General features: G+C 60.1%; 27 protein-coding genes, 1 tRNA gene and 1 pseudogene. 13 read left to right on the top strand and 16 right to left on the bottom strand.

What is annotated here, in order from left to right:
• Positions 1–13: 13 nt before the first annotated feature.
• Positions 14–931: an ornithine carbamoyltransferase gene (gene argF, locus GA0061103_RS07045; RefSeq protein WP_092708897.1), complete on the bottom strand. Its 918-nt coding sequence runs from the start codon at positions 929–931 to the stop codon at positions 14–16.
• Between the two features lie 73 nt (positions 932–1,004).
• A complete protein-coding gene (locus GA0061103_RS07040) occupies positions 1,005–2,204 on the bottom strand; it encodes an aspartate aminotransferase family protein (protein WP_092708894.1) in 1,200 nt (399 codons plus the stop codon).
• A gap of 425 nt (positions 2,205–2,629) precedes the next feature.
• Between GA0061103_RS07040 and GA0061103_RS07035 the strand changes: the two genes are divergently transcribed.
• Complete coding sequence (locus tag GA0061103_RS07035; protein WP_092708891.1) at positions 2,630–3,157, top strand: GcrA family cell cycle regulator; 528 nt, start codon at positions 2,630–2,632, stop codon at positions 3,155–3,157.
• A 91-nt stretch (positions 3,158–3,248) separates the two neighbouring features.
• Here the strand turns inward: GA0061103_RS07035 and phoB are convergent, their stop codons facing one another.
• From phoB to phoR, 7 genes are all read right to left on the bottom strand, one after another.
• The gene (phoB, locus tag GA0061103_RS07030; RefSeq protein WP_004128368.1) at positions 3,249–3,932 is read right to left on the bottom strand and encodes a phosphate regulon transcriptional regulator PhoB; all 684 of its coding nucleotides are present in this window, start codon (positions 3,930–3,932) and stop codon (positions 3,249–3,251) included.
• Between the two features lie 31 nt (positions 3,933–3,963).
• On the bottom strand, positions 3,964–4,677 hold the full coding sequence (phoU, locus tag GA0061103_RS07025; protein WP_075855303.1) for a phosphate signaling complex protein PhoU: 714 nt from the start codon (positions 4,675–4,677) through the stop codon (positions 3,964–3,966).
• 51 nt (positions 4,678–4,728) lie between these two features.
• On the bottom strand, positions 4,729–5,544 hold the full coding sequence (pstB, locus tag GA0061103_RS07020; protein WP_092708888.1) for a phosphate ABC transporter ATP-binding protein PstB: 816 nt from the start codon (positions 5,542–5,544) through the stop codon (positions 4,729–4,731).
• Positions 5,545–5,558: 14 nt separating this feature from the next.
• A complete protein-coding gene (pstA, locus tag GA0061103_RS07015) occupies positions 5,559–6,893 on the bottom strand; it encodes a phosphate ABC transporter permease PstA (protein ID WP_425349471.1) in 1,335 nt (444 codons plus the stop codon).
• On the bottom strand, positions 6,890–8,371 hold the full coding sequence (gene pstC, locus GA0061103_RS07010) for a phosphate ABC transporter permease subunit PstC (RefSeq protein WP_092708885.1): 1,482 nt from the start codon (positions 8,369–8,371) through the stop codon (positions 6,890–6,892). The genes pstA and pstC overlap by 4 nt, the downstream gene beginning before the upstream one ends.
• Positions 8,372–8,433: 62 nt before the next feature.
• Entirely contained in the window at positions 8,434–9,468 is a 1,035-nt protein-coding gene (locus GA0061103_RS07005) for a substrate-binding domain-containing protein (RefSeq protein WP_092708882.1), read from the bottom strand.
• Between the two features lie 185 nt (positions 9,469–9,653).
• Positions 9,654–10,880 carry a phosphate regulon sensor histidine kinase PhoR gene (phoR, locus tag GA0061103_RS07000; RefSeq protein WP_245304726.1) on the bottom strand — a complete coding sequence of 409 codons (1,227 nt, stop codon included), beginning with the start codon at positions 10,878–10,880 and terminating at the stop codon, positions 9,654–9,656.
• Between the two features lie 276 nt (positions 10,881–11,156).
• On the opposite strand from phoR, the gene ppk2 reads away from it, so the two are divergent.
• Positions 11,157–12,038 carry a polyphosphate kinase 2 gene (gene ppk2, locus GA0061103_RS06995; RefSeq protein WP_092708877.1) on the top strand — a complete coding sequence of 294 codons (882 nt, stop codon included), beginning with the start codon at positions 11,157–11,159 and terminating at the stop codon, positions 12,036–12,038.
• A 24-nt stretch (positions 12,039–12,062) separates the two neighbouring features.
• Here ppk2 and GA0061103_RS06990 read toward each other — a convergent pair whose 3' ends face one another.
• Positions 12,063–13,310, bottom strand: coding sequence for a hypothetical protein (locus GA0061103_RS06990; protein ID WP_092708874.1), 1,248 nt, complete (start codon positions 13,308–13,310; stop codon positions 12,063–12,065).
• A 324-nt stretch (positions 13,311–13,634) separates the two neighbouring features.
• Here GA0061103_RS06990 and GA0061103_RS06985 point away from each other — a divergent pair, with 324 nt between their 5' ends.
• The 4 genes from GA0061103_RS06985 to GA0061103_RS06970 all read left to right on the top strand — a co-directional run bounded on the left by GA0061103_RS06985 (position 13,635) and on the right by GA0061103_RS06970 (position 16,313).
• Positions 13,635–14,594, top strand: coding sequence for an NAD(P)H-dependent flavin oxidoreductase (locus GA0061103_RS06985; protein WP_092711126.1), 960 nt, complete (start codon positions 13,635–13,637; stop codon positions 14,592–14,594).
• 137 nt (positions 14,595–14,731) lie between these two features.
• Positions 14,732–14,807, top strand: a tRNA-Thr gene (locus GA0061103_RS06980).
• A 286-nt stretch (positions 14,808–15,093) separates the two neighbouring features.
• Positions 15,094–15,897 (top strand): hypothetical protein, encoded by an 804-nt coding sequence (locus GA0061103_RS34705; RefSeq protein ID WP_141694422.1) that lies wholly within the window; start codon positions 15,094–15,096, stop codon positions 15,895–15,897.
• A 167-nt stretch (positions 15,898–16,064) separates the two neighbouring features.
• On the top strand, positions 16,065–16,313 hold the full coding sequence (locus GA0061103_RS06970) for a DUF982 domain-containing protein (protein ID WP_092708868.1): 249 nt from the start codon (positions 16,065–16,067) through the stop codon (positions 16,311–16,313).
• 96 nt (positions 16,314–16,409) lie between these two features.
• Here GA0061103_RS06970 and GA0061103_RS06965 read toward each other — a convergent pair.
• Positions 16,410–16,589 (bottom strand): annotated as a pseudogene (locus GA0061103_RS06965) (class I SAM-dependent methyltransferase); the annotation flags it as partial.
• A gap of 283 nt (positions 16,590–16,872) precedes the next feature.
• Between GA0061103_RS06965 and GA0061103_RS06960 the strand changes: the two are divergent.
• Positions 16,873–17,751: a glycosyltransferase family 2 protein gene (locus tag GA0061103_RS06960; RefSeq protein WP_092708865.1), complete on the top strand. Its 879-nt coding sequence runs from the start codon at positions 16,873–16,875 to the stop codon at positions 17,749–17,751.
• Between the two features lie 152 nt (positions 17,752–17,903).
• Positions 17,904–18,203: a putative quinol monooxygenase gene (locus GA0061103_RS06955; protein ID WP_092708861.1), complete on the top strand. Its 300-nt coding sequence runs from the start codon at positions 17,904–17,906 to the stop codon at positions 18,201–18,203.
• Between the two features lie 77 nt (positions 18,204–18,280).
• Here the strand turns inward: GA0061103_RS06955 and GA0061103_RS06950 are convergent, their stop codons facing one another.
• The 3 genes from GA0061103_RS06950 to GA0061103_RS06945 all read right to left on the bottom strand — a co-directional run bounded on the left by GA0061103_RS06950 (position 18,281) and on the right by GA0061103_RS06945 (position 20,479).
• Positions 18,281–18,667: a hypothetical protein gene (locus GA0061103_RS06950; RefSeq protein WP_208603500.1), complete on the bottom strand. Its 387-nt coding sequence runs from the start codon at positions 18,665–18,667 to the stop codon at positions 18,281–18,283.
• A 277-nt stretch (positions 18,668–18,944) separates the two neighbouring features.
• Positions 18,945–19,157 carry a hypothetical protein gene (locus GA0061103_RS34700; protein ID WP_141694421.1) on the bottom strand — a complete coding sequence of 71 codons (213 nt, stop codon included), beginning with the start codon at positions 19,155–19,157 and terminating at the stop codon, positions 18,945–18,947.
• 95 nt (positions 19,158–19,252) lie between these two features.
• Complete coding sequence (locus GA0061103_RS06945) at positions 19,253–20,479, bottom strand: LysR family transcriptional regulator (RefSeq protein WP_092708858.1); 1,227 nt, start codon at positions 20,477–20,479, stop codon at positions 19,253–19,255.
• A 447-nt stretch (positions 20,480–20,926) separates the two neighbouring features.
• Here GA0061103_RS06945 and osmF point away from each other — a divergent pair, with 447 nt between their 5' ends.
• The 4 genes from osmF to GA0061103_RS06925 all read left to right on the top strand — a co-directional run bounded on the left by osmF (position 20,927) and on the right by GA0061103_RS06925 (position 24,925).
• The gene (gene osmF, locus GA0061103_RS06940; RefSeq protein ID WP_092708855.1) at positions 20,927–21,835 is read left to right on the top strand and encodes a glycine betaine ABC transporter substrate-binding protein OsmF; all 909 of its coding nucleotides are present in this window, start codon (positions 20,927–20,929) and stop codon (positions 21,833–21,835) included.
• Positions 21,836–22,068: 233 nt separating this feature from the next.
• The gene (locus GA0061103_RS06935) at positions 22,069–23,235 is read left to right on the top strand and encodes an ABC transporter permease (protein WP_092708852.1); all 1,167 of its coding nucleotides are present in this window, start codon (positions 22,069–22,071) and stop codon (positions 23,233–23,235) included.
• Between the two features lie 5 nt (positions 23,236–23,240).
• Positions 23,241–24,179: an ABC transporter ATP-binding protein gene (locus GA0061103_RS06930; protein WP_245304725.1), complete on the top strand. Its 939-nt coding sequence runs from the start codon at positions 23,241–23,243 to the stop codon at positions 24,177–24,179.
• A complete protein-coding gene (locus GA0061103_RS06925; RefSeq protein WP_092708846.1) occupies positions 24,176–24,925 on the top strand; it encodes an ABC transporter permease in 750 nt (249 codons plus the stop codon). The genes GA0061103_RS06930 and GA0061103_RS06925 overlap by 4 nt, the downstream gene beginning before the upstream one ends.
• 24 nt (positions 24,926–24,949) lie before the next feature.
• On the opposite strand, the gene GA0061103_RS06920 is transcribed toward GA0061103_RS06925, so the two are convergent.
• A complete protein-coding gene (locus GA0061103_RS06920) occupies positions 24,950–25,333 on the bottom strand; it encodes a YciI family protein (RefSeq protein ID WP_092711124.1) in 384 nt (127 codons plus the stop codon).
• A gap of 178 nt (positions 25,334–25,511) precedes the next feature.
• Here GA0061103_RS06920 and GA0061103_RS06915 point away from each other — a divergent pair, with 178 nt between their 5' ends.
• Entirely contained in the window at positions 25,512–25,907 is a 396-nt protein-coding gene (locus GA0061103_RS06915) for a VOC family protein (protein WP_092711122.1), read from the top strand.
• 60 nt (positions 25,908–25,967) lie between these two features.
• Here GA0061103_RS06915 and GA0061103_RS06910 read toward each other — a convergent pair whose 3' ends face one another.
• Entirely contained in the window at positions 25,968–26,360 is a 393-nt protein-coding gene (locus GA0061103_RS06910; RefSeq protein WP_092708843.1) for a PRC-barrel domain-containing protein, read from the bottom strand.
• Positions 26,361–26,550: the final 190 nt, after the last annotated feature.

Genomic DNA, 26,550 nt, shown 5'->3' with positions numbered 1-26,550 from the left:
CGGTTTGATATCTTCAGATCGCGCCCAGGCACCAAGCAAGAATCGACTTTTGCGCATGAAGGCGGTTTTCCGCCTCATCGAAGACAACGGATTGCGGACCATCGATCACTTCGTCCGTCACCTCCTCGCCGCGATGGGCGGGCAGGCAATGCATGAACAACGCGTCTTTGCCGGCCTGTGCCATCAAAGCCTTGTTGACCTGATAGGGCTGGAAGACGTTGTGACCGCGAGCCCGGTGTTCCTGATTCATGGAAACCCAGGTATCGGTTACCACGCAATCGACGCCGGCGACCGCACGGTCTGCATCATGCGAGAGCATGATTTCGGCGCCCTCGTTGCGGGCCCAGTTCAGATAGTGATCCTTCGGCTCGGAACCAAGGGGTACCGCCATATTCATGCGATAGCCGAAGCGCGCGGCTCCTTCGATCAGCGAATGCAGCACGTTGTTGCCGTCGCCCGTCCAGGCGAGCGTCTTGCCCTTGATCGGGCCGCGATGCTCTTCGAAGGTCATGATATCGGCCATGATCTGGCAGGGATGCGTGTCGTCGGTCAGTGCGTTAATGACCGGCACGGTCGCGTGTTCCGCCAACTCCAGGAGGCGGGAATGATCGGTCGTGCGGATCATGATCGCGTCGACATAACGCGACAGCACCTTGGCCGTATCGCCGATCGTCTCGGCGCGGCCAAGCTGCATTTCCGTGCCGGAAAGGAACAGCGTCTCGCCGCCCAGCTGGCGCATGCCGACATCGAAGGAGACGCGGGTTCGGGTGGATGGCTTCTCGAAGATCATCGCCAGCATCTTGCCGGCGAGCGGCTTGTCGGCCGTACCAGCCTTCTGTGCGTTCTTTCGCACAATGGCATCATCGATGATGTTGCGCAGATCGGCAGCCGGAACGGCAGAGAGATCGAGAAAGTGTTTCGGAGAAGCCATGTCCTTACCTGTACTCCAGAAAAAACAATAACGCCCGCGTGGGGCACGAACGCCCCATTTGCGGGCGGTAAACTCAAGCCGATTTTTTGGTGCGGGCAGCGCGTGCGCGTTCGGCGGCGCGCTCCAGGCGGGCAAGACCTTCGCGTGCTTCTTCGGCAGTGACGACCAGCGGCGGCAGAAGACGGATGACATTGTCGCCGGCCGGCACGCCAAGCAGATGCTCGGCGCGGATAGCCTGCAACAGTTCTGCCTGCGGGATGGCCGCCTTGACGCCAAGCATCAGGCCTTCGCCGCGAACGTCCTCGATGATATCAGGGAAGCGATCCTTGAGCGAGGCAAGCCCCTGGCGGAACACCAGCGCGACATCGCGCACATGCTGCAGGAATCCTTCGGCAAGCACGATGTCGAGAACCGCATTGCCGACCGCCATGGCAAGCGGATTGCCGCCATAGGTCGAGCCGTGTGTGCCGGCTTTCATGCCCGAGGCGGCTTCCGCCGTCGCAAGGCAGGCACCGAGCGGGAAGCCACCGCCGATGCCCTTGGCGACCGCCATGATATCTGGCTTGATGCCGGCCCATTCGTAGGCAAAGAGCTTGCCTGTGCGGCCGACGCCGCACTGTACTTCGTCGAGGATCAGCAGCAGGCCATGCTCGTCGCAGATCTCACGCAGCCCGCGCAGGAATTCGTTGGTGGCCGGGCGGATGCCGCCCTCGCCCTGCACCGGCTCGATCAGGATCGCGGCGGTCGCATCCGTGATGGCGGCACGCACGGCATCGAGATCGCCGAACTGCACCTGATCGAAGCCCGGTGCCTTCGGGCCGAAGCCTTCGATGTATTTCTCCTGGCCGCCGGCGGCAATCGTCGCGATGGTGCGGCCGTGGAAGGCGCCTTCGAAGGTAATGATATGGAACTTTTCAGGATGCCCCTTGGCGAACTGATAGCGCCGCGCCGTCTTGATGGCGCATTCCAGCGCCTCGGCGCCCGAATTGGTGAAGAACACCTTGTCGGCAAAGGTCGCTTCCGTCAGCCGCTTCGACAGCTTCTCCTGACCAGGTACCTCATAGAGGTTGGACAGGTGCCAGACCTTGTCGGCCTGGGCCTTCAATTCGGCGACGAGATGGGGATGAGCATGACCGAGCGAGTTGACCGCGACGCCAGCTGCGAAATCGAGGTAGCGCTCGCCATTTTCGGTGACCAGCCAGACGCCCTCGCCTCGCTCGAACCGTAGCGGAGCGCGCATGTAGGTGTCATAAAGCGGCGTGGTCTCAGCCATGGCCATATCTCCTCGATCACAACTTTAGGGACCGATCGCTTCCGTTTGATGAAACGGGTCCGAAAAAATCAAAAATGCCGCCTTGCGGCGGCTTGGGCACTATTGATGTTTTGCACCGCGATGTCAACAAAACTGGCGTTTTAGCAGGTGCGAGATAGCGCTTGCGGGCAAAAGAGATAGGTTCGGCGGCGCCTATTGCAGAAATGCCACGCCTGGACAGCAAGTTGGGGAAAACCTCGAAATCGATTCCTCAAGATTCCCGCGACTCTTGTCACGGAGTCAGCCTCACACTAGGTTAAAAACCAATTGCTAGACTGCATGCGGCGGAACTAGTCACCACAATTTTAGAGCGTTTCGCGCCTTGTTCCCATGCGAGGCAATGGTGAGGGATTCTGCCATCGGAAACGCGACAGCGGAGACAGGGCATGAATTGGACAGACGAACGCGTCGAGAAGCTGAAAAAGCTATGGTCCGAAGGGTTGAGCGCCAGCCAGATCGCTGCGCAGCTCGGTGGCGTGAGCCGTAATGCCGTCATCGGCAAGGTGCACCGCCTGAACCTTCCCGGCCGAGCGAAGGCGGGCGGCACGGCAACCGCAGCGCGCACGCCGAAGCGTAGCGCCGCGGCACCGCGTCCGGCCAGCTTCGGCTCTCGCGTTGCAACCCGCACGGTGGTCACCCGCCAGCAGGGCGCAACCATGCTGAAGGAAGAGATCGATGTCGATTCCGTCAACGAGATCCAGTATCGCCCGTCCGCAAACGTGGTCGTTCCGATCTCGCGCCGCCTCGGCCTGACGGAGCTGACGGAGCGCACCTGCAAGTGGCCCGTTGGCGACCCGCTGAAGGACGACTTCCACTTCTGCGGCAATGACAGCCCGGATTCGTCGCCCTACTGCACCTATCATCAGCGCATGGCCTACCAGCCGGTGCATGATCGCCGGCGCAACAACGGCTGAAAGCCAAAAGCAAAACCAAAGAAAAACGGGCCCCTCGAGGCCCGTTTTTCTGTTTCCGCCGCTACGTTGTGACGCCTGAGCGGCAATCCGCTCAGGCTTCCATGGAATAGCCCGCGCCGCGAACGGTGCGGATGACATCCTGCATATTGGAGAAATTCAGCGCCTTGCGCAGGCGTCCGACATGGACGTCGACAGTGCGTTCGTCGACATAGATATCGTGCCCCCATACGCCGTCGAGCAGCTGCGAACGCGAGAAGACGCGACCCGGCGAGGACATCAGGAACTCCAGCAGGCGGAATTCCGTCGGCCCCAACCGCACTTCGCGGCTCTTGCGGTGGACGCGATGGGTTTCGCGGTCCAGCTCGATATCGCCGCAACGCAGCACCGTGGAGAGAACCTCCGGGCGGGCACGCCGCAGCATCGCCTTGACGCGAGCCATCAGCTCCGGCGTCGAGAACGGCTTGACGACATAGTCGTCCGCGCCGGTCGAAAGCCCGCGCACGCGCTCGCTTTCCTCGCCGCGGGCCGTCAGCATGATGATCGGCAGGCGTTCCGTCTCCGGCCGCATACGCAGCCGGCGGCAGAGCTCGATACCGGACACGCCGGGGAGCATCCAGTCGAGGATCAGGAGGTCGGGGATGCGCTCCTGGAGACGCAGCTCGGCCTCATCGCCTCTGAGGATAGTGTCGACCTCGAAGCCTTCCGCTTCGAGATTGTAGCGCAGCAAAACGCTGAGCGCTTCCTCGTCTTCTACAACAGCAACTCTCGGAACCATGCGCCTATGGTCTCCTTTCTTCGCTTCCAATTTATTCCGTCACCGCGCCGACGGTATTGGCGGTATCGTCCTTCGGGCGCTCGCCTTCGGGCTGGGCGCCGGTCGCCATGTAATAGATCGTCTCGGCGATATTGGTGGCATGGTCGCCGATGCGCTCGATGTTCTTGGCGCAGAAGAGAAGATGCGTGCAGGTGGTGATGTTGCGCGGATCTTCCATCATGTAGGTCAGCATCTCGCGGAAGAGCGAGGTGTACATGGCGTCGATTTCCTCGTCGCGTTCGCGGATCGACACGGCCTTGTCCGGCGAGCGGGTCGCGTAGACATCCAGAACTTCCTTGAGCTGGCTCAACGCCAATTCGGAGAGGTGCTCGATGCCGCGGGCGAGACGGCGGGGGACACCGGTGCCCTGAACGGCGATGACGCGCTTGGCGGTATTCTTGCCGAGATCGCCGACGCGCTCCAGATCGGAGGCGATGCGGATCGAGCCCATGATTTCCCGAAGGTCGGCCGCCATCGGCTGACGACGGGCGATGGTGACGATCGCCTTATCGCCGACTTCGCGCTCGGCATGGTCGAGAACGACGTCGTCGGAGATGACCTTCTGCGCGAGACCGGCATCGCTGTTGACCAGCGCACGTACGCTGTCGCTAACCATCTGCTCGGCCAGGCCGCCCATTTCCGCAATGCGGCGGGTCAGGAACTTCAGGTCTTCGTCGTAGGCTGAGAGAATGTGGGTGGAGACCATTTTTCTATCCTCAAGGTGAACTGTGTGAAAGAAGCCGAGCGCCTGACATCATCAACCAAAACGGCCCATGATGTAATCCTGCGTGCGGAAATCGTCGGGATTGGTGAACATCTTATCGGTGTCGTTCTCCTCGACCAGATGGCCGAGATGGAACATTGCGGTACGTTGCGAGACGCGGGCTGCCTGCTGCATGGAATGCGTCACGATGACGATGGTGAAGTTTTCCCGCAGCTCGTGGATGAGATCCTCGACCTTTGCGGTCGCGATCGGATCGAGCGCCGAGCACGGCTCGTCCATCAGAATGACCTCGGGGCTGACCGCGACAGCGCGGGCAATGCACAGGCGCTGCTGCTGGCCGCCCGAAAGGCTCGTACCGGCATCGTGGAGCCGATCCTTGACCTCGCCCCAGAGACCGGCCTTCTGCAGACTGGTTTCGACGATATGTTCGAGATCGGCTTTCGAACGATGCAGGCCGTGGATGCGCGGACCGTAGGCGACATTCTCATAGATCGACTTCGGAAACGGGTTGGGCTTCTGGAAGACCATGCCGACGCGGGCGCGCAGTTCCACGACATCGATGCTGTTGTCGTAGACGTCCTGATCGTCGAGCGTGATCTTGCCGGTGACGCGGCAGGTCTCGATCGTATCGTTCATGCGGTTGAGGCAGCGCAGGAAGGTGGACTTGCCGCAGCCGGAAGGGCCGATCAGAGCCGTGACCGTATTGGCGCGGATCTTCAGATTGACGTCGAAGAGCGCGCGCTTGTCGCCGTAATAGACCGAAACGTCCTGGCCGATCATCTTGAAGGGGATCGTCATCATCTTCTTGGTCAATGCTTTTTCGCTTGCGGCTTCCGTCATCATGTTCATCCCACGGCCCTCCCCTACCAGCGCCGCTCAAAGCGGCGGCGCAGCAAGATGGCGCCGATGTTCATTGCGACGAGGAAGAAGAGCAGGACGATGATGGCCCCGGAGGTTCTTTCGACGAAGGCCCGCTCGGCTTCGCTCGCCCACATATAGATTTGCACCGGGAGCGCCGTCGAAGGATCGAGAGGCGATGCCGGATAGTTGGCGACGAAGGCGACCATGCCGATCAAGAGCAGCGGCGCCGTCTCCCCGAGCGCATGGGCAAGCCCGAGGATCGTGCCCGTCAGGATGCCGGGCATGGCGAGTGGCAGCACGTGATGGAAGACCATCTGCATACGCGACGCACCGAGCCCGAGTGCCGCACTGCGGATCGACGGCGGCACGGCGCGCAAGGCCGAGCGCGTGGCAATGATGATCATCGGCAGCGTCATCAGGCTCAGCACCAGGCCGCCGACCAGGGAGGCCGAGCGCGGCAGGCCCATCATGTTGATGAAGACCGAGAGGCCCAGCAGGCCGTAGACGATCGAGGGTACGGCCGCGAGATTGTTGATATTGACCTCGATCAGATCCGTCAGCCGGTTCTTCGGCGCGAACTCCTCCAGATAGATCGACGCTGCGACGCCGACCGGCAGAGCGAGCGCAAGCACGGTCAGCATAAGGTAGAGCGAGCCGATCAATGCGACGCCGAGGCCGGCGGCTTCCGGCCGGCTCGAATTGCCCGACACGAAGAGGCCGCTGTTGAAGGCCTTGTAGAGCGCGCCGCTGTCGCTGAGTTGCTTCATCCAGGCGACCTGACGGTCGGATACCTTGCGGTCCTTTTCATCGACGGTCAGATCGATCTGGCCCTTGTTGGCGGAATCGATATTGGCGCTGGCAAGGAAGGTGACATTCTGCGTCGTGCCGATGACCGAGGGATTGGCGACCACCTTGTCGCGAAGCGCGATCCTCGCGCCGTCCGACACCATGGCCATCGCCTCGCGAACGAGCGCGCGGTTGCCCGGATCGATGCCAAGCGCCTTCACCAGCGCGTCCCGCACCAGCACCGGATAGTTGGCAGCGATCAGCACCTTCGGATCGCTGGCGCGCTTGGCTGCGGGGTCGATCACCTTTTCGGAGAACTCGATCGGCAGGGTGATCGAGGTCTGAACGAAGGCGGTATAGCCCGTGCGGACCACAGTCGAGACCAGGATAACGAGGAAGATAAGGCCGAAAATAACGGCCGTGATCCCATAGGCGCGAAAACGGCGCTCGGCAGCATAGCGCCGCTTGATGCCGATATCGCGGCGCACAGACGCACCCGGCGTCAGGCCGCGCGGCATGTTGAGCTGAGAGGAGGATACGACGTCGCTCATTCGTATTGCTCCCTGTATCGACGGACGATGTAGAGCGCATAGACGTTGAGGCACAGCGTCAGGCAGAACAGCGTGATGCCGAGCGCGAAGGCGACGAGCGTCTGCGGCGAAGTGAACTCCAGATCGCCGGTCAGCTGATTGACGATCTTCACCGTGACCGTCGTCATCGGCTCGAAGGGATCGAGCTGCATGCGCGCGGCCACGCCGGCGGCCAGCACCACGATCATCGTCTCGCCGATTGCCCGCGACGCGGTCATCAGCAGCGCACCGACGATGCCAGGAAGAGCTGCCGGCAGCAGAACGCGCTTGACCGTTTCCGACCGCGTGGCGCCGAGGCCGAGCGAGCCGTCGCGAAGCGAGCGCGGCACGGCCATGATGATATCGTCCGATAGCGACGAGACGTAAGGGATAAGCATCACGCCCATGACGAAGCCAGCCGTCAAAACGCTCTGCGCCTCGATGAAGCTTCTATAGCTCCCGGTCATCAAGCCATCGATCTCGGCGGAAATGTCGCGCAGGAAGGGGCCGACGGTGATGAGCGCGAAGAAGCCGTAGACGATCGTGGGAATGCCGGCCAAGACCTCGAGCATCGGCTTGGCGATGGAGCGCACGCGTGCCGAGGCATATTCGGCCATGTAGATCGCCGCGAACAGGCCGATGGGCACGGCAAAGAGCATGGCGACAAAGCCGATATAGATCGTCCCCGCCAGCAGCGGGATCAGGCCGAAAGTGCCCGAGGTCTGCGCGCCGGCGCCAGCGAAGCGCGGATCCCAGACGGTGCCGAAGAAGAATTCGCTGGCGGGTACCATGCCGAAGAAGCGTGCCGCTTCCGAAAGCATGGAAACGACGATGCCGACCGTCGTCAGCACTGCGATGGAGGAAGCGACGATCAGTGCGCCGAGAATGACCTGTTCCACACGATTGCGGGCGCGAAAACGCGGCGCGATGGCGCGCAGACCGTAGACCGCGCAGAGCAGCGACAAGACGATCGCCGCCGCCGACATCACCAATCGGCTCACTTCGCGCATGCCGTTATACTTGCTGGCGGCATCGATCATGTAGCCGGTGGGGCGAACGGCGAGGGGGACGCCCTTCTGCGCCAGCAGCAATTGCAGATCGGCCTTGCCGCCATCGACATCGGCAAGCTCCTGGCTATCGAGCATGCGCATGCCATGGGCGATGCTGCGCACCATGCCGTAGCTGAGATTGAGTTCAGCCGGCGGCAGAGACTGAACCTCTTCCGGGAAGGACTTGGTCACGAGGCGGTCGACCACGATGGGACTGACAATCAGCCAGACGCAGACGAGCGCCAGAGCCGGAAGCACCGCCCAGATAGCGGCATAGGCACCGTGATAGCCGAGCCGGGAATGCATGGACGAAGACCTGCCGCCCGACAGCGCAGCCGCCCTCACCCGCCCCAGCACGAAAGCGGAGGCGCCGAAGACCGACAAGCACAGCAGCAGTAGCGATACACTCATTCCCATTCCCCGGCGAACGCCGGCGCAGCGAAAAGCCACGCCGGTGCTCGATCCTTACGCACTCACATGATCTTCCCGCCCGCGAAATCCTTGCGGATCTGGTCGCGTTCTGCATCCGGCGCCGGCACGAGGCCATATTCCGCCAGCGGGCTGTCCGGTCCGATCATCTGATCGCTCGTGAAGAAATCGACATATTCCTTGAGCCCCGGGATGACACCCAGATGGGCCTTCTTGACGTAGAAGAACAACGGACGCGATACCGGATAGGTGCCGTCGGCGATCGTCTGGCCCGAGGGCACGATGCCGCTGACGGTGGCGACCTTCAGCTTGTCGGCGTTGTTCTGGAAGAAATACAGGCCGAAAACGCCGATGCCATGCTTGTTGGCATTGATGCGGGCCAGCGTCTCGGGATAGTCGCCGTCGATATCGACGGCAACGCCATCCTTGCGCACGGCTATGCATTTCTTGGCCTGCTGGCCGGCATCGGAAACCGCGGCCTTGATGACGTCAGTCGCGCCGGAAGCCTTGCAGCCGGCAGCAAGCACCTTCTCTTCGAAGACTTCGCGCGTGCCGTGCTTCTCGCCCGGAATGTAAGCAGCGATCTCGAAATCAGGCAGCGACGGATTGATCTGTGACCACTTCTTGTAAGGATTGGCGACGAGCTTGCCATCGACGACGACCTCGGCAGCAAGCGCCTTGTAGAGATCGACCGGCTCGAACTTGATGTCGGGATTGCTCTTGTCGAAGGCAAAGACGATGCCGTCATAGCCGATCTTGATCTGCTGGATATCAGCGACACCGGCGGCCTTGCAGGCTTCGACTTCGCTATCCTTGATCGGACGCGACGAATTGGCGATGTCGATCGAATCCGTTCCAACGCCCTTGCAGAATTCCTTGAGGCCGGCTCCGGAGCCGCCGGACTCGACCACAGGGGTCTTGAAGTTAGTGAAGGTCTCGCCGAAGGTTTCGGCAACGATCTTGGCATATGGAAATACGGTCGATGAGCCGGCAATCTGAATTTGGTCGCGGGCGGTTGCAGTTCCTGCAAGGGCAGCCGATGCAACCAGCGCAAGAATGGATATTTTCAAAGCATTCATAACGAATCCCCCTAATGAGCTTTGAAGAGCGCTGAGGTGGACGCCACATCCACTTTTTCAGCGGTCCATTCTTACCGGCGAAAACACCGCCCTTTTATGTCAGGCGAGTGAAACAATTATGACAGACCATCTATCTGATATTATTTGGATAAATCAGTGGTCAAAAGAGCGTTTCATGGAGGTTCTCAGAAGCGGACCGTAAAGTCGGTTCCCTTTCCAACTTCCGACTTGACGATCAGTCTGGCGCGGTGTCGGGTCAGGATGTGCTTGACGATGGCAAGCCCGAGGCCGGTTCCCTTCTTGGACCGGCTGTCTTCAACGTTAACGCGATAGAAGCGCTCGGTCAGGCGCGGCACATGTTCTGCGGGTATCCCCGGCCCCTTGTCCGAGACGACGACCTCGACGGCCTGGCCGGCACCGTTCAGCAGCGAAACCTCGACCGACTTGCCTTCCTGGCCATATTTGCAGGCATTCTCGATCAGGTTCTCGAAGACCTGCACCAGCTCGTCGCGATCGCCCAATACCTCCACCTTGCCCGCCGGCAAATGCAGATTGATGCTCACATCGAGATCACCGGCAAGCGGCAGCAGGGAGTCGCGCACATGGCCGAGCAGGGGTACGAGATCCACCTTCTGATCCGGCGCGATATGCGACTTCAGCTCCAAGCGCGACAGCGACAGGAGGTCGTCGACCAGCCTGCTCATGCGGGTCGTCTGGTCGAGCATGATGCCGAGGAAACGCTGCTGCGCCTTGGCATCGGATTTGGCCGGCCCCTGGATCGTCTCGATGAAGCCGCGCAGCGATGCCAAGGGCGTGCGCAATTCATGGCTGGCATTCGCGACGAAATCGGAGCGCATGCGGTCGATATGGCGCAGCTCGGATATGTCGCGGAAGGAGAGCAGGAAGAGGGCATCCTCTTGCCTGGCGATCTCAGGCAAGTCTATCGGTGCGATGCGCACGACATAGACCCGCTCCGAGGGCAGACGCTCGGAATGCTCGATCTGGTTCGGCGTATTGGTGGTGATGGTCTCGCGCACCATGTCGAGCAGGCCCGGCGAGCGAAGCTTGGAGGAGATATGCGCTCCGATCGGAAAGGCACCGAAGGCTTTTTCGACGGCCATGTTCTGTACCAGCACCGACGCCTCTCGGTCGATGATCAGCACTGGCATGTCGAGTGCCGCCAGTCCCGCAAAGGCTGTACGCAGCAGGACTTGTGCATCGGCGGGCGGCGGCTCGGCCTGCGACGGCACCTCGACCCGCTCGACCAGCGGCGGACGAAGCAGCGTGACGATCATGACGATGGCCCAGATCCAGAATACGGCACCGGTGTTGATGCCTTCGACGAGGGCGAGCGCGGCAATCAGCGTCGCCAGAACCAGGATGGCACTCTCCTGCCGCAGCCGCACCGCCAACTTCCTGACAAATGACCATTCGTCTTCCAACTGCGCCCGTCCCTTCGCCTACCATCATGGAATGCTGGATTCCGCGTCTTATCTGCGATTCATGACAGAAGTATTCGGCTCTATCCACAGAAGGCCGTAACTGACAAGAATAAATGTAGCCGGCAAAAGAGGGTGATGGCAAAGGGCTTGAAACTATTGAACAAAAGCTCCAGTTTCCTCGAAGAGCTTTTTTGCCGCCCTCAGGCGGCAGGGTTAATGCAGCGTAAACAGCCGAGGAGCCGATATATGGGAGAGAAAGCAGAAAGCCGAGCGGTGGAGCTGGATATCCATGGCATCAAGCACATATTCGATGTCGACGATCCCGTCCTGCCGAGCTGGATCGACGACGAGGCGCTGACCTCGGGCGGCTATCCCTACAAGAAGAAGCTGAAGGAAGACGAGTATCTCGATGAGCTGAAAGCGCTGCAGATCGAACTCATCAAGGTGCAGTTCTGGCTGCAGGCGACCGGCAAGCGGGTGATGGCGCTCTTCGAGGGGCGCGATGCCGCCGGTAAGGGAGGCTCGATCGCCGCGACCTCAGCCCATATGAACCCACGCCTTGCGCGCGTGGTAGCCCTGACGAAGCCGACCGACCGCGAAACCGGCCAGTGGTACTTCCAACGCTACGTCGCCCAGTTTCCGACGGCGGGCGAATTCGTACTCTTCGACCGCTCCTGGTATAACCGCGCCGGCGTCGAGCCGGTCATGGGCTTCTGCACCCCGAAGCAATACGAGCAGTTTTTGAAGCAGGCGCCGCAGATGGAAAAACTCATCGTTCAGGACGGCATCTATTTCTTCAAGTTCTACCTCGACATCGGCCGGGAGATGCAGCTGAAGCGTTTCCACGACCGGCGTCACGACCCGCGCGCCGTCTGGAAGCTTTCCTCGATGGATATCGCCGCGCTGCCGAAATGGAAAGACTACAGCGAGAAGCGCGATCGCATGCTGAAGGACACGCATACGGACCATGCACCCTGGACCGTCCTCCGCGCCAATGACAAGCGCCGCGCCCGCCTGAACCTTATTCGTCACATTCTGCTGACGCTCGATTATGACGGCAAGGACAAAAAGGCCATCGGCAAGGTCGACGAGAAAATCCTCGGCATGGGCTCGGACATTCTCGCATAACGACCAAGGGCACGCGGCCCGGGCTTATTGCCCGGGCAATACGCGAATGGCGTAAATATTGACGCCGCGGGTCTTGCCATCGACATCGCTGTTGATGATCAAGCGGCCCGAACCGGTCGGCGCCATCGAGCGATCGAACTGGACCTGGAACAGCGCATCCGTCTTCTGCCGGCTGACCGTGAAGCGGTGACGCCCGCAGCGCCCGAGCGAGCCGAAATCGCACTCCACCGTGATCTGCGTCGGTGCATCCGAGGTGGACTGCAGCGTCAATGCGATCGTCGAGGCTTTTCCCGCCATCTGCTGCAGCACGTTGACCGGCACTTCGATCGAACCGCTGCCGTCCGAACCGCTGCTGAGCGAGGTCAGCCGCACGGCCGGTCCCTCGTTCTCCGATACGTTTTCAGCCTTCGACTGCGGGCCGGTCGTCACCTTCGGCGCGTCGGTGGGTTTCAAGATCTCGAGCCATTCCGCCGAGAAGCTGTTCTGCGGATCGATGGTCGCAAGGCCCGGATTGACCGGACCGCTATTGTCGTCCTGATCCGCCGTATCGTCGTCGTTGCTGTTGCCGCTGAAATCCTGCGAATCGACATGTGCCGGCGGGTTGGGCACGCTCGTATCCCTCTGGGAGGCAGACATGAGCAGGCCCGAGGTCTTGATCCACCAGGCACCGACGCCGAGGAAGGCGAGCAGAATACAGAAGACCAGCAGGCGCGAGAAAAACTTGCGCGGCTTGCGGCGCACGGCGGCGCGCTCCGGCTTGAAGTTCATCGACCGCGCCGGCGGCGCATCGGCTGTCGGACGCACATCACTGTCCGCACCGAGATGATCAGCGGGGCCGGCGCGCATATCGCCGAAATCATCTTCACGTGCCGCCAGCTCGGCCGACGTCGGCTCCGCCGGAACGGCAGGGCCGGCCGACATTGGCGGATCGCGTGTTTCTCCGCGCACGCTCATGACGGGCTCCTGCGGCCGTGCCGCTGCCTGCCTTGCATCGGGCCTGGGTATAGAAGGAGAAACATGCGGAGCATCCAGCTCCGGCGAAACCGGCATCGCCTGCGGTGGGTGGGCGCGCTCTTCGGCCTCGATCTGGCGGATCGTCGCCTCCAGCCGCTGACGCTGGGCGGCGACGACGTTGACATCGGTAATGTCCTGCTTGCGAAGGCCGGCTTCCAGAGCCTGCCGCGCCGATTGATAGATGCGAGCCCGGATTTCCGGATTGGCGCGATCAGACCGATCCAAGGCGCTTCTGATAGCCGTTTCTAATCCGCTCACATCCGATCCTTTACGCTCACTCGCAACATACGCGCATACTCTACCGATAAGGCAGCCATATTTTCATCATCCGTTAACCGGATTCGGTAACGCCCAGTTTTGCAATACGCAAGCCTCCGGCATGGGTTAAGGGCACTCGGGCGGGGATAAACGGCAAAGACGACGCAAATGGGGTGGCAGTCAGTGGTAGCGAAGGCATCGGGCCGAGACCATCAAGCACTATTGCTTATGGCCCGTTGCTTGCGTCTTCCACCATCTTCCCCTCTCGACGGACATCTGCTATCCCTTTTGACGTTTACGAAAACGTCAAAAGGGATGATGTTCATGGCCCTCCCCTCCATATTGACCGAGCGCCTGCGCCTGCCGGTCGTGGCTTCGCCTCTCTTTATCATCTCTCATCCCGCCTTGACGCTGGCCCAATGCAAGGCCGGCGTCGTCGGCTCTTTTCCAGCGCTGAATGCTCGCCCGGAAAGCCAGCTCGACGAATGGCTTGCCATGATCACCGAGGATCTTGCCGCACACAATGCCGCAAATCCAGACCGCCCGGCAGCTCCATTTGCGGTCAACCAGATCGTCCATACGTCGAACAAACGCCTCGAGCACGATCTGATGCTCTGCGTGAAATACAAGGTACCGATCGTCATTTCCTCGCTCGGCGCCGTGCCCGAGGTGAATGCCGCCGTGCATTCCTATGGCGGCATCGTGCTGCATGACATCATCAACAACCGGCACGCCAACTCGGCGATCCGCAAGGGGGCGGACGGGCTGATTGCCGTCGCTGCCGGCGCCGGCGGCCATGCCGGCCAGCTTTCCCCCTTCGCGCTGGTGCAGGAAATCCGCGAGTGGTTCGACGGGCCGCTACTGCTCGCCGGCGCAATCGCCACCGGCGGCGCCATCCTGGCGGCGCAGGCGGCCGGAGCCGATCTTGCCTATGTTGGCTCCCCCTTCATCGCGACGGAAGAGGCACGTGCGGCCGACGCCTACAAGCAGGCGATCGTCGAGGGCACCGCCGCCGATATCGTCTATTCCAACTATTTCACCGGCGTGCACGGCAATTATCTGAAACCCTCTATCCGCGCCGCTGGCCTCGATCCCGACAAGCTTCCGGAGGCCGATCCCTCGAAAATGGATTTCGAGGCCGCCACGACCGGCGTGAAGGCCTGGAAGGATATCTGGGGTTCCGGCCAGGGCATCGGCGCTGTCAAATCCATCCAGCCCGTATCCGCCCTCGTCAACCGGCTGGAAGAAGAATACCGGCAGGCACGCGCCCGGCTGGCGCTTTGATTGGTCGTGAAAGTGGGGCTTTTTTCACAAGCATCCCGCTTTTTTGCCAATTGGCGATTTGAGCGCTTGAAATCTGACCGCATAGACTGTATCAGCGCCATGCAAATCGCGGGGCCGAACCGAATGCTTCGCAGAATGCCGCTTTAGCTCAGTCGGTAGAGCACATCATTCGTAATGATGGGGTCACGTGTTCGAGTCACGTAAGCGGCACCATAAACTTCCCGCAAACGACTATAGTCGACTCAAGCTACCTTAATCCGATTTGCGCCCACCTTTCTGCGCAACACGTGTCGGAAAATATTTCGATGCGTCAGCGAAAAGACATCGGCGCTGCTCACGATTTGCTTGAGATAAAGAAGCGTTAGGGCGGTCTGCGGCATGACATCTCAGCCAGGTTCAAAGTGTCTGTTCCAGAAAACTCAAGTCTATTGCGCTTCCTGCGCCATAATTTATTATGGAAAAGTAATACAACTTAAAATCAAATCATAAGAGGCTGGCGATGAGGGGAATTTTGCTAGCATTATCGCTCATAGTGGCGTGTTTATTGACGGGGTGCGCGAGTAGCTCCTTCGCAAAACTGAATGCGATACCGCAATCCGATATCTATAAAGTAATAGCGGAGGTAAAACGTCAGATAAGCGTTTATACGTCCTATCAATCTTCGAAATATGGATATGCAAGGATTCTACAGACTTCCAGATCAAAGGTCTGCGGAAACGGTCTGATTGGATTTGACATTGTCTCCGTCCAAATGGAGCTTGTCTCTACCTCTGAAGGTAGTGCTAGCCTGGGATTTTCATTATCGCCTATACCTGCAGCAAGTTCTACGACGATAGGAGGAAAGGCTGGCGCTTCGATCGATACCAGCAACACTCAAACATTTGAGATTGCAGAAACGGTCGTACGTAGTCCCTATCCGCAACCATTCGACCAGAATCAACTGCGCTCAGCACCGCTCGCAGTTTCGATGATCAACTTATGGGGCGCCGCGCTTCAATCGGGCGATGATCAAAGCGATGTTTGCCTTCACCTGAAGAAAAACGCTGACGGCGATGGAAATACCTTCAAAATGGCTATCACCGTCGTAAAAGATGCGAACGGCGAAGTGAACATAGGCCTGACAAATGTCGGACTTACGGCAGGTGGCGATTTTAAAGCTACAAGCGGCAACACAATAACCGTGAAGTTTGAACCTCACGATTTTACCAAGCCACCACCTCCCAGACCCAAACCATGCCGCGCTGGCGATACCGGACATGATTGCCCTAACCAGCATGTCGTGACACCGACCAAAATGAAGTAGCCTCAACATCCGGGATGGCGTCATCTCGCCGCCAAATCGAATGTTTCAGGTTGCCGGCAAGTTTTGATCGCATATACCCGAAAGCGTGCCGCCGAATTAAAAAAGTTAAATGCATCCCGAATGGCAAAGGGCTCACAACTGCCTATGCTTTGGCGGAGTCTTCGACCATGAACATCGTGCCGCGCTTCTCTCCAATTCACGTCATTCGCAGCCATTCCGGTGAAACGAAATCCGTAGGCACGGCCGATGAAGTCTGGAAGACGCTCCTCGATGACTGGCCGTCGGAGGAAGGCGACTGCTTTCTGTCTGCATTGCTCATCTGCATCGACGTCCAACGCGGTGAGCGGGCACCCGAAGAAGCGCGTGTTGCCTTTATTGCGGCAGCAGTTGAAGCGGGAGTTCCATTACTGTCGTGACGATGCGGATTCGACCGTCGTGCCTCTCTGCGGCGGAGCAAAACAGATTTCAACGCGCTTCAGCGATGGCATGCCTACAGGCTATAAGCGTGAAGCCTAGAGCCGCTTCAGCGAGAACGAAAAATGCCCATGGGATTCCAGGGTCATGTATTCGAACTGCCAATGGAAATCCTTGCAGAACTTCGTGCAGGCTTCGACCACGCCATAGGGAATGGCATCGACGACATTGCCGGCGCAGAAGTCGTGGCCGGCGATGCGGCCGTCCTGCTTGATCTTGAAGTGGCTGAAGGGCAGATCGCATAGACGACCTGTTTCTGGACCGTGGATGCTGGAAGTCTTGGCATTCATGGGTTGCGTCAGGCATTCGAGCCGATCACAAATGCCGGCCCGCGGGACGGACGTCCTCTTTCGAAACGCTCCATCGACGGCTGCAAATGGGCCGCCGCCGACCACGAAATGCCTTTACGCATGATCCGTTGAATACACGCGATTAATACAACCAAAGATTCAGATTTCGGTGGTTCTGTGCATCTCAGGACAACATTTCGGGGGATGCATCATGAAGATCGCCGTTGGCGTGGCGACAAGTGGCCGCAAGACGATTCTGGCCGCAATGATCGATAGACTGGCAAAGCAGGCGCGCAAGCCGGATCATCTGTTTCTCTGCCCGGCCAAGGACGGCGATATCGACATGGCGCGTCTAGGTTCGGCGCCGTTCCCCGTGACGATCGTCTCCTCGCCGCAGGGAAGCTGCCCGCAGCGCAATGCCATCATCGATGCGGCCGTCGGCATAGATGTGGTCGTCTTCTTCGATGACGATTTCTTCCCGGCAACAAACTATCTCGCCGAAACGGAAGCGCTGTTTACGGCGGATGACGATATCGTGGTGGCAACCGGTGAAGTCGTCCGCGACGGTATTCTTGGTCCGGGCCTGACGATGGAGGAGGCTGATGCCGCGCTGGCAGCCGATGCCACACCCTCCCCCGCTCCCGTCATTGAGACCACCCACAACGCCTATGGCTGCAACATGATCTTCCGTCGGAAGGCGATGCTCGCAAACGGTATCTATTTCGACGAAGATCTGCCGCTCTACGCCTGGCAGGAGGATGTGGATCTGTGCCGGCGGCTACGTCCTTTCGGCAAGATCGTCAAATTCAATCGCCTGCGTGGCGTCCATCTCGGCGTCAAGGCCGGCCGCACATCGGGTCTGCGCCTCGGCTATTCCCAGGTCGCCAATCCGCTCTATCTCGTCAAGAAGCGCTCGGTATCGCTGAAATGGGCGCTGAAGCTGATGGGCGGCAATATCGCCTCGAATGTCGTCGGCTCCGTCAACCCACCGCCCTATATCGACCGGCGCGGCCGCCTGCAGGGCAATCTCCTTGCAGTCGGCCATCTGCTGAGCGGATCACTCGATCCGAAATACATCAATCGGATGTGAACGCCGCGATCCCGCAAGAATCCCATGCGCGATAAAAATTGAAGTTCGGCGTTCGGACGAACCGGTTCCGTGGTAATGGTTGAAACCGGCCGCACATCCGGTGGCGTCCGCTATTCTCCATCCGTATTGAATATCGCTCCAAGGACATCTCCATGATTCACGTACTCGCCATCCTCACCGCCCATCCCGGCAAGCGCGCCGAAGTGCTCGAAGCTTTCCAGGCGAATGTTCCGGCCGTCCACGCCGAAGACGGCTGCATCGAATATACCGCCGTCGTGGATGTCGAAGGGGCAGACCCGGCCTTTGGGCCTGATACCTTCGTCGTGGTCGAGAAGTGGGAAAGTCTGGCGGCGCTGAAGGCGCATGCCGCTTCCGCGCATATGGCCGCCTACGGCGAGAAGGTGAAACATCTGATGGCCGATCGCGCCGTTCACGTGCTGAACCCGGCATGAGCCTATCGCTGCCGGACAGCTTATAACGTCATTATGAGACGGCGCCCTGAAGGCGCCGTTTTGCCGCGGCCAGGCCGTCAGTTATGCGAGAAGTGCGGCTGGCTGTAATAGCGCCAGTGGCCGCCGCCATCGTGCCAGCCATGATAGCCGCCGCGATAATATCCGCGCCCGCCATACCAGCCGTGGTGGTAATGGCGATAGCCGCCATAGCCGCCGAAAACGCCAAATACACCCAAGGGATAGTAGGGCTGGTAATAGCCGTAATAGGGTTGGTAATAGCCATAGTTGGGCGCGTAGTAGCCGTAATATGGGCGATAATAGTGATGGCGATAGTAGTGGTGATGATAATACCGATGGACGATCACCCTATGGTGGTGCCCATGGTGATGGGGACGCGCCTCGGCATAGGTTGCCGGCAACACGACCATACCTAGCGCAATCAGCGCTGTTGCCAGAATTTTCATTTCCAGCCTCCTTGAATGCCGGACGTAAACGCTACTCGTATTACTCGCGTCCTCCGGACGATATAATAAACGCAATAGCGCCCTCGAAAGTTCCGCTATCCCTTGGAGATCAGGCGTTTTCGCAACATCGCCACAGGTCCGTCTAAGCACGATCGCGCGCTTGTCGGCCGATAGGTTTCAACCGGTATCGTCAAGACGAAAGGGGGAGAACGCAACGGATGGGGCAATCGGAAAAAACGGCGCCCCGAGGCGCCGTTTTCATGCCAGTCAGCTGCCATCAGGCATGCGAGAAATGTGGCTTGCTATGCCAGCGATGATGGCCATGCCCATGCCGCCATCCTTCATGGCGATGCCAGCCGTGATGATGGGGGCGATAATCGCGATGGTGGTGTTGATGCCAGCGGTGATGGTGATGATCACGCGCCTCGGCATAGGTAGCAGGTAAAACAATAATGCCTAATGCGACGAGCACCGTTGCAAGAATTTTCATGTATGGTCTCTCCTTGGGTACCGAACGAGCCCCCCGGCTGCGTACGCCCGGACTAACCTAACCCACTTAAACGCGAATATGGCGCTTTTGTTCCGCTACCCGCGGGACGACAGGCGCTTCCGTGTCATTCCCATCTCTCCAACCAGTTCACGAACCGCCTGCTGGATCAGCCGACAGGCTTCGACCGAGGCTTTGCGGCCGTTGTGGGCGAGATGGTAGGACAGCGGCAAAATCTCATCCGGATCGACGATGCGGACCTTGTCTGAAATCGGAAGCGCGCTGACCCGTCCGAGAAACGACACGTAGCCGTGGTTGGCGACGAGATCGACGATGACGGGCAGAGAATCGGCCGAGGTGATATCGCGGCCACGAAACCGACGGCGATCGCGGCTGTCATAGCCGAAGGCCGTCGCGGCATTGCCGATACCGGTCCGGGGGCTCGGCACGCAAAGCGGATGGTTTTCGACGAGCGCGGCAAATGTCTGCTCCGTGCTGTCGGGCGGGGCGATCGCCACCATGTCCGTGGCAACCAGTTCCACATGTTCGAAAGCGTCGAGGCCAAAGACGGAATCGACGATGGCGACGTCGATGCGACCGGAGCGGAGCGCCTCGCGCAGATCGTCGGCCGTCATCAGCAGCAGCGACAGCATGTTGCGGTTGCCGCCGATGTTCCAGCGCGACACCAGGCTTGCCAGCGAGCGCGCCACCCAGCTTTCCGAGCCGGTCGGGATGATCGAACCGATGCGAACCGAGCGGGCAGTGCGCTGAAAGCGCTCGTCCGCCGCCGCTTTCATCTCATCCCAGGCCTGCGCGATCGCGGCAAGAATGGCGTGAACCTCCTGCCCGGCTTCCGTCAGCACCGAGCCCTGCGCCTGCCGGGCGAACAGCCGACAGCCGAATAGTTCCTCCAGATTGGCAATCTGCAAGGAGAGCTGCGGCTGGCCGAGCCTAAGGCGCCGGGCAGCGCGATTGATGCTGCCCTGATCGGCAACCTCCAGAAAGCGCTCGATGGTAGCGATCTTCAGCGGCAGGCGCGCCGCCCATTGATCATAGTCCTCAGGTGCCGGCGGTTCCTTCATCAGGGCGGAAAGCTCACGGATACCGAGGAGAATGGGCTGCAGGCCCCTTTGAACCTTCGAGCTTGCAAGCAGGGTCGCAAGCTCGCCGGAGGCACGCTCGACAAGCTTCATGGCCAGCTCGGTCTCGAGCCGGCGCAGCGCGCTCGAGACGGTTGACGCGGAAAAGGAGAGCCGCCGCGCGGTCTCCCTCACCGAGCCGACGGAGAATACCGTGTCAGCTATGAACAATGCGCCGAGATACAAATCCCGCTTCCCCTCATCTGCTGCGCAGACCATGTGCGGACCGCAGCAATATCAACGATATCCCGACGATATGACGTGTTCTCGAAAAAAGATATCCCTAAGCCGAAAAGCGACAGCTATCGTCACTTTGTCGCCTAACTGATCCAACCGCAAAAATGAGATCGGAACAGCGCCAAACGGGTAAGGGGAACAAAAACAAACGCACTTGCCCCCGAAAAAAGAAATCCAATTTCGCGCGAATGTCGAGTACGCTCGTCATAATCGCGCGACTGCAACGGGAATCCGAAGCGCATCGACTTTTCCGCGATGAGCGCTGCGAGCCCGAAGCAGCCACGAATTCGCCTGTGGGCCACCGGCCCACTCGAAGCCTGCGTGTCCGGACTGCAGCCTTACGAGGCGGCGCGGGCAGGCGGAACAAAGGTTTAACGGGGTACAAAGGGAAACATCATGCTCAAGAAGCTTGCACTTGCCGCCACGCTGACGGCTCTCCTTGCCAGTGGCGCCAACGCCGCCGACGTCGTCGTCTCCTCCAAGATCGACACCGAAGGCACCCTGCTCGGCAACATCATCCTCGCCGCGCTCAACGCCAACGGCATCAAGGCGCAGGACCGCATCGCGCTCGGCACGACGCCGGTCGTGCGTAAGGCGATCACCGCAGGAGAAATCGACATCTATGCCGAATATACTGGCAATGCCGGCTTCTTCTTCAACAAGGCCGACGATGCTGCCTGGAAGAACCTGCAGCAAGGCTATGATCTGGCCAAGAAGCTGGATTACGACGCCAACAAGATCGTCTGGCTGACGCCCTCGCCCGCCAACAACACCTGGGCGATCGCCGTGCGCAACGATGTCGCCGGCCCGGCCAAGCTCAAGTCCATGTCCGACTTCGGCAAGTGGGTCGCAGGCGGCGGCTCGGTGAAGATTGCGGCCTCTTCCGAATTCGTCAACTCCCCGGCAGCGCTGCCGGCCTTCGAGACCACCTATAGCTTCAAGTTGAAGCCGGATCAGGAAGTCGTGCTTTCGGGCGGCGATACCGCGGCAACGATCAAGGCTGCGGCCGACCAGACCAACGGCGTCAACACCGCCATGGTCTACGGCACCGACGGCGCCATCGAAGCGGCCGAACTGACCGTTCTCGACGACGACAAGAGCGTGCAGCCGGTCTATGCTCCGACGCCGATCATCCGCGAGGCCGTGCTGAAGGCCAATCCGAAGATCGAAGAGGTTCTGGCTCCGATCTTCAAGGGCCTGACCGCCGATGTGTTGCGCAAGCTGAACGGCCGCATCCAGGTCGATGGCGAGCCGGCTAAGGCTGTTGCCGAATCCTACCTCAAGGACAATGGTTTCCTGAAGTAAGGCATTGACGCTGCTCTCGAGCATGATGCCGAAAAGTGTCGACGGTTTTCGGACAACATCATGCTCTACTCCTTTGGTTCCGGAGCGGATTCAGATTTTAGGTCTTGCAGACCTAAAATCATCCGTTCCGGCGGCTCCATTTTGATAAGGTGGAGCCGCGGACATTCGAATGGGCATGATCTTGTCCGAACCCGCCTTGAATTCTGGGCTCATGCGCTGACGGAGCTTGCCTGATGGAAGATGCGCTAGCGGTCCGCAAAGTGGACCGCCTCGGAGTGGTGTTGGTGGCGGGCGGCGCGCTGGCAATAGCCTGGATGCCGTTCATCATCGTCAAGGCAAACCGCATTGCCGCCGGCAAACCGCAACTGCTGACGCAGCTTGCTGCCCAGCCGTCCGCATTGTGCCTTCTCGTCCTTCTGGCCGCAGCCGCGCTCGCCGCGCTCTTCCTGCACAACCAGGTCATCCGCCTCGGCATCGCGACGCTCGCGATCGCCATGCTGATCGTTACGCTCGGTCTCGTCTCAACCGCCGCGACGCCGGCCGGCAGCACGGTGGCGCGCATTACGCCCGGCGGCTGCTTCTGGGTGCTGCTTGCCGTCGTCGGATTGATGATTTCGGATGCGCTGGTGAAGTTGCGGCTGACACCCTGGCTGCGGGTCGCGGCGCTGGCTGTTTATGCCGCTCTCCTTGCCGTCGTCCTGCGCTCCGGCCTGCTCAACAATCTCTCGATCATGAAGGAATATGCCAACAATGCCGACAAGTTCTGGCATGAGGCGCTCAACCATATGTTCCTCTCGCTCGGTTCCGTGGCCATCGCCATCGTGCTGGCGCTGCCGCTCGGCATCTTCTGCTACTGGCAGCCGGGCATCCGCGCAGTGGTGCTGCGGGCGCTGAGCCTGGTGCAGACCATCCCCAGCCTTGCCCTCTTCGGCATTCTCATGCTGCCGCTCGGCTATATCGCCGCCAACGTGCCTTTCGCTGCCGAGATCGGTATCAAGGGCATTGGCGTGGCGCCCGCGCTGGTGGCGCTCGTCATCTATTCGCTGCTGCCGATCGTCGCCAATACCGTCGTCGGCCTTGCCGGAGTCGATCCCTCGGTGCGCGATTCCGCCGCCGGCATGGGCCTGACACGCCGGCAGATCCTGACCGGTATCGACCTGCCGCTCGCTTTTCCGGTCATCCTCACCGGCATTCGCATCGTGCTGGTGCAGGCGATCGGCCTCGTCACCGTGGCAGCGCTGATCGGCGGCGGCGGCTTCGGCCTCTTCATCTTCCAGGGCATCGGCCAGACGGCCAATGACCTCGTGCTGCTCGGCGCCGTGCCGACGGTCTTTCTCGCCTTCTCATCGGCCGTCATCCTCGATGCGGTTATCGACAGCATCCGGGGACAACGCGCATGACCAACATGATCGAACTCAAGGGCGTCACCAAGCGTTATGGCAACGCCACTGTCGTCGACGATGTCAGCATGAGCATGGAGAAGGGCACCATCACGGTCATCGTCGGCACCTCCGGTTCCGGCAAGTCGACGCTGATGCGGATGATCAACCGGCTGGTGCCAATCACGGAAGGGCATATCTCGGTCGGCGGCGAGGATGTCATGAACGTGCCGGCGACCGAGCTTCGCCGCCGCATCGGCTATGCCATCCAAGGGCATGGGCTGTTTCCGCATCGCACCGTCGCGCAGAATATCGCCACCGTCCCTGAACTGCTCGGCTGGGAGAAGGCGCGCATCGACAGCCGTGTCGAAGAATTGCTCAATCTCTTTCATCTCGATCCCGGCACCTTTGCCGGCAAATATCCGAGCCAGCTTTCCGGCGGCCAGCAGCAGCGCGTCGGCGTCGCACGCGCCCTTGCCGCCGAACCGGAAGTGCTTTTGATGGACGAGCCGTTCGGCGCGCTCGATCCTGTCATCCGCGGCAAGGCGCAGGACGATCTGCTCGCCATCCAGAAGCAGTTCGGCACGACGGTCATCCTCGTCACCCACGACATGGACGAGGCCTTCCATCTCGGCGACCAGATCGCCGTCATGAGCGAAGGCAAGCTGCTGCAATGTTCGGAACCGGAGAAGATCCTGACCGAACCGGCCGATCCCTTCGTGCAGCAGCTGACCGGCACGTCCGACCGCGCCCTGAAGCTGATGTCGCTGCTGCCGCTGAAGGAAAGCATGCAGCCGCCGCGGCCCGGCCTCGATCACAGCCTGCCGCAGACCCTCAATCTGCGCGATGCCTTGGCTGAACTGATCTGGCAGGGCGCGGACGAGGCAACGGTCGAAGACGAGCGCAAGATGCCCGTCGGCTCGATCTCGATCCAGCACCTGATCGAGCTGGGCCGCAAAGCATGAGATTTCTCGCCGCCAATCTCTTTCGCCTGCTGGCGCTGACACTGCTGCTGGTGATGCTCTTCCGTCCGGAATGGCTGACGCCGGTTCTGGCGCCGCTGACCAAATTCGGGGCATCGCCGATCTATACGCAAAACAGTCTGCCGAGCCTGGCACTCAGCCATCTCGAGCTGATCCTCGTCTCGATCGCGGCAAGCGGCATCCTCGCCGTTCTCGGCGGCATCTTCGTCACGCGGCCTATCGGCGCCGATTTCCTGCCGCTGTCGCGGGCGATCGCCAATGCCGGCCAGACTTTTCCGCCGGTTGCCGTTCTGGCGCTTGCCATTTCGACGACAGGCTTCGGCGCGGTGCCGACATTCATCGCGCTTTTCCTCTACGCTTTGCTGCCGATCTTCGAAAACACGGTCGCCGGACTGCAGCAGGTGCCTGCCTCGGTGCTCGATGCCGCCGACGGCATGGGCATGAATGGCTGGCAGCGACTCTTCCGCGTCGAGCTGCCGCTCGCCCTGCCGCTCATCATCGAGGGGCTGAAGATCGCAACCGTCATCAATATCGGGACGGCGACGATCGGCTCCACCGTCGCCGCCAAGGGGCTCGGCGAAGTCATCATCGCCGGGCTGATCAACGACAACACCGCCTTCATCCTGCAGGGCGGCCTGATCGTCGGCCTAATGGCGGTGCTGATCTATGACGGCATGGAGATGATCGAGCGGTCCGTCACGCGCAAGATCGGCCTCCAATCCCATTGAGATCGAGGGCGATCGCGCCTTCTGTCAATTGCCTTCGCCCGACGGCAGGGATGCGCCGGGCACGTAGAGCGAAATCGGCCTGACTTCGTAAACGGCGGTGGGATTGACGCGACGCAGTTCACGCGCTGCCTCGACCGCCTCCTCAATCGTCGGAAAATCGACGACGTAGAAGCCGAGCAACTGTTCCTTGGTTTCAGCAAACGGGCCGTCGATGACCATGCCTGCACCCTTCCCCCGCAAGGTGACGGCATTTTGGGTCGATCCGAGACGCGCAGCCGGTCCCAGCGATTTTTGCGCGACCAAGCGGTCATTGATTTCCAAGAGATCCGTCATGAGCGCAGCATCCTCCTCCTGGCTCCAGGATTCGACGATATCTTCTTCGTGATAGGCCAGAATAGCGTAGTACATGGTTTCTCCCCCTTGAGCCGCATACTTGAGCGCCGGGGAGTTAAGCAGACGGATCGAAATCCAGAAACCCCGAATCTGCACGCGAACAAAGGTGGAGCGATTTTCGATATGCTTGCCTTGATCAGCCCGCGGTGGCATTGGCTTTGGCTGTACATTCCAAAGACCGATGGAGGCGCCGATGGCCAAGATGATTCACTCGATGATCCGCGTGCTCGACGAGGCGCGCTCGATCGAATTCTACGACAAGGCTTTCGGCCTGAAGATTGCCGACCGTATTGCCTTCGAGACCTTCACCCTGATCTATCTCAGCAATGCCGAGACCGGGTTCGAGCTGGAATTGACCGTCAATCAAGGCCGCATCGAACCCTATGCGCAAGGAGACGCCTATGGTCACCTCGCGGCTTCGGTTTCAGAACTGAAGGACGAGCATGCGCGCATGACCAAACTCGGGCTCAACCCCGGCAAGATCATCGAACTCAATCGTGATGGGAAGCTTTTTGCGTTGCTCTTCTTCGTCACCGACCCCGATGGCTATAAGATCGAGGTCGTGCAAAGACATGGGCGGTTTCAATAGGGCCAAACAAGGCACAGCCCCGCGGCGGCGGGGCTTACCGTAGCGGCTCCGTCAACCCGCTCACATCCAGTAGGGAGGCACGCCAAAATAGTCATGGCTCCTGTGGCCATGGTCCTTGTGGTCGTGATCGTCCTTGCTGGCGAAGCGACGCGCTTTTTCGATGTCGTTCTTGGTCATGCTGACGCGATAGCCGGCGATGCGAGCATCGTAGCGCAGCTTTTCCCATGGCAGCCGGTAGTGATCCTGACCGATGCCGAAAAAGCCGCCGAAGCTCAGAATGACGAAAGCGATGCGTCCATCACTTTTTTCAAGCATCAACCGCTCGATATGACCAATCTGCTTGCCGTCCGAACCGAATACCCTGGACCCCTCGACGCGGTCGCAGGCGACCAGCATCGACATGTCCTTGATGTAAAGGTCACGACCCGAAAAATCGGCACTCTCTTTATGCATATGCGCACCTCCTTTTGGATACGCGTCACATAAACTATGGAGCGTCCGATCTGCTCTTTGAGGCAGCACGATGCTCCGATGGGTTTAAGCCCATGGCGCTATTAACGCTCCGTTGTCATAAAAGTTCCAGTACTTTTTTCAAGATTGTAAAAAAACGTGAGCGCAAGACGATTATTGACGTTTACGTCAA

The sequence above is a fragment of the Martinezella multihospitum genome (assembly GCF_900094585.1).
Lineage (GTDB): Bacteria > Pseudomonadota > Alphaproteobacteria > Rhizobiales > Rhizobiaceae > Rhizobium > Rhizobium multihospitium.
Note: the sequence above shows the minus strand (reverse complement) of the source record. Positions and strands in the feature narration are given on the sequence as shown.

Bases quoted from the DNA above. Each gene is read 5' to 3' on its own strand.
- argF (WP_092708897.1), bottom strand. From the start codon at position 931: ATGGCTTCTCCGAAACACTTTCTCGATCTCTCTGCCGTTCCGGCTGCC.
- GA0061103_RS07040 (WP_092708894.1), bottom strand. From the start codon at position 2,204: ATGGCTGAGACCACGCCGCTTTATGACACCTACATGCGCGCTCCGCTA.
- GA0061103_RS07035 (WP_092708891.1), top strand. From the start codon at position 2,630: ATGAATTGGACAGACGAACGCGTCGAGAAGCTGAAAAAGCTATGGTCC.
- phoB (WP_004128368.1), bottom strand. From the start codon at position 3,932: ATGGTTCCGAGAGTTGCTGTTGTAGAAGACGAGGAAGCGCTCAGCGTT.
- phoU (WP_075855303.1), bottom strand. From the start codon at position 4,677: ATGGTCTCCACCCACATTCTCTCAGCCTACGACGAAGACCTGAAGTTC.
- pstB (WP_092708888.1), bottom strand. From the start codon at position 5,544: ATGAACATGATGACGGAAGCCGCAAGCGAAAAAGCATTGACCAAGAAG.
- pstA (WP_425349471.1), bottom strand. From the start codon at position 6,893: ATGAGCGACGTCGTATCCTCCTCTCAGCTCAACATGCCGCGCGGCCTG.
- pstC (WP_092708885.1), bottom strand. From the start codon at position 8,371: ATGAGTGTATCGCTACTGCTGCTGTGCTTGTCGGTCTTCGGCGCCTCC.
- GA0061103_RS07005 (WP_092708882.1), bottom strand. From the start codon at position 9,468: ATGAATGCTTTGAAAATATCCATTCTTGCGCTGGTTGCATCGGCTGCC.
- ppk2 (WP_092708877.1), top strand. From the start codon at position 11,157: ATGGGAGAGAAAGCAGAAAGCCGAGCGGTGGAGCTGGATATCCATGGC.
- GA0061103_RS06985 (WP_092711126.1), top strand. From the start codon at position 13,635: ATGGCCCTCCCCTCCATATTGACCGAGCGCCTGCGCCTGCCGGTCGTG.
- GA0061103_RS34705 (WP_141694422.1), top strand. From the start codon at position 15,094: ATGAGGGGAATTTTGCTAGCATTATCGCTCATAGTGGCGTGTTTATTG.
- GA0061103_RS06970 (WP_092708868.1), top strand. From the start codon at position 16,065: ATGAACATCGTGCCGCGCTTCTCTCCAATTCACGTCATTCGCAGCCAT.
- GA0061103_RS06960 (WP_092708865.1), top strand. From the start codon at position 16,873: ATGAAGATCGCCGTTGGCGTGGCGACAAGTGGCCGCAAGACGATTCTG.
- GA0061103_RS06955 (WP_092708861.1), top strand. From the start codon at position 17,904: ATGATTCACGTACTCGCCATCCTCACCGCCCATCCCGGCAAGCGCGCC.
- GA0061103_RS06950 (WP_208603500.1), bottom strand. From the start codon at position 18,667: ATGAAAATTCTGGCAACAGCGCTGATTGCGCTAGGTATGGTCGTGTTG.
- GA0061103_RS34700 (WP_141694421.1), bottom strand. From the start codon at position 19,157: ATGAAAATTCTTGCAACGGTGCTCGTCGCATTAGGCATTATTGTTTTA.
- osmF (WP_092708855.1), top strand. From the start codon at position 20,927: ATGCTCAAGAAGCTTGCACTTGCCGCCACGCTGACGGCTCTCCTTGCC.
- GA0061103_RS06935 (WP_092708852.1), top strand. From the start codon at position 22,069: ATGGAAGATGCGCTAGCGGTCCGCAAAGTGGACCGCCTCGGAGTGGTG.
- GA0061103_RS06930 (WP_245304725.1), top strand. From the start codon at position 23,241: ATGATCGAACTCAAGGGCGTCACCAAGCGTTATGGCAACGCCACTGTC.
- GA0061103_RS06925 (WP_092708846.1), top strand. From the start codon at position 24,176: ATGAGATTTCTCGCCGCCAATCTCTTTCGCCTGCTGGCGCTGACACTG.
- GA0061103_RS06920 (WP_092711124.1), bottom strand. From the start codon at position 25,333: ATGTACTACGCTATTCTGGCCTATCACGAAGAAGATATCGTCGAATCC.
- GA0061103_RS06915 (WP_092711122.1), top strand. From the start codon at position 25,512: ATGGCCAAGATGATTCACTCGATGATCCGCGTGCTCGACGAGGCGCGC.
- GA0061103_RS06910 (WP_092708843.1), bottom strand. From the start codon at position 26,360: ATGCATAAAGAGAGTGCCGATTTTTCGGGTCGTGACCTTTACATCAAG.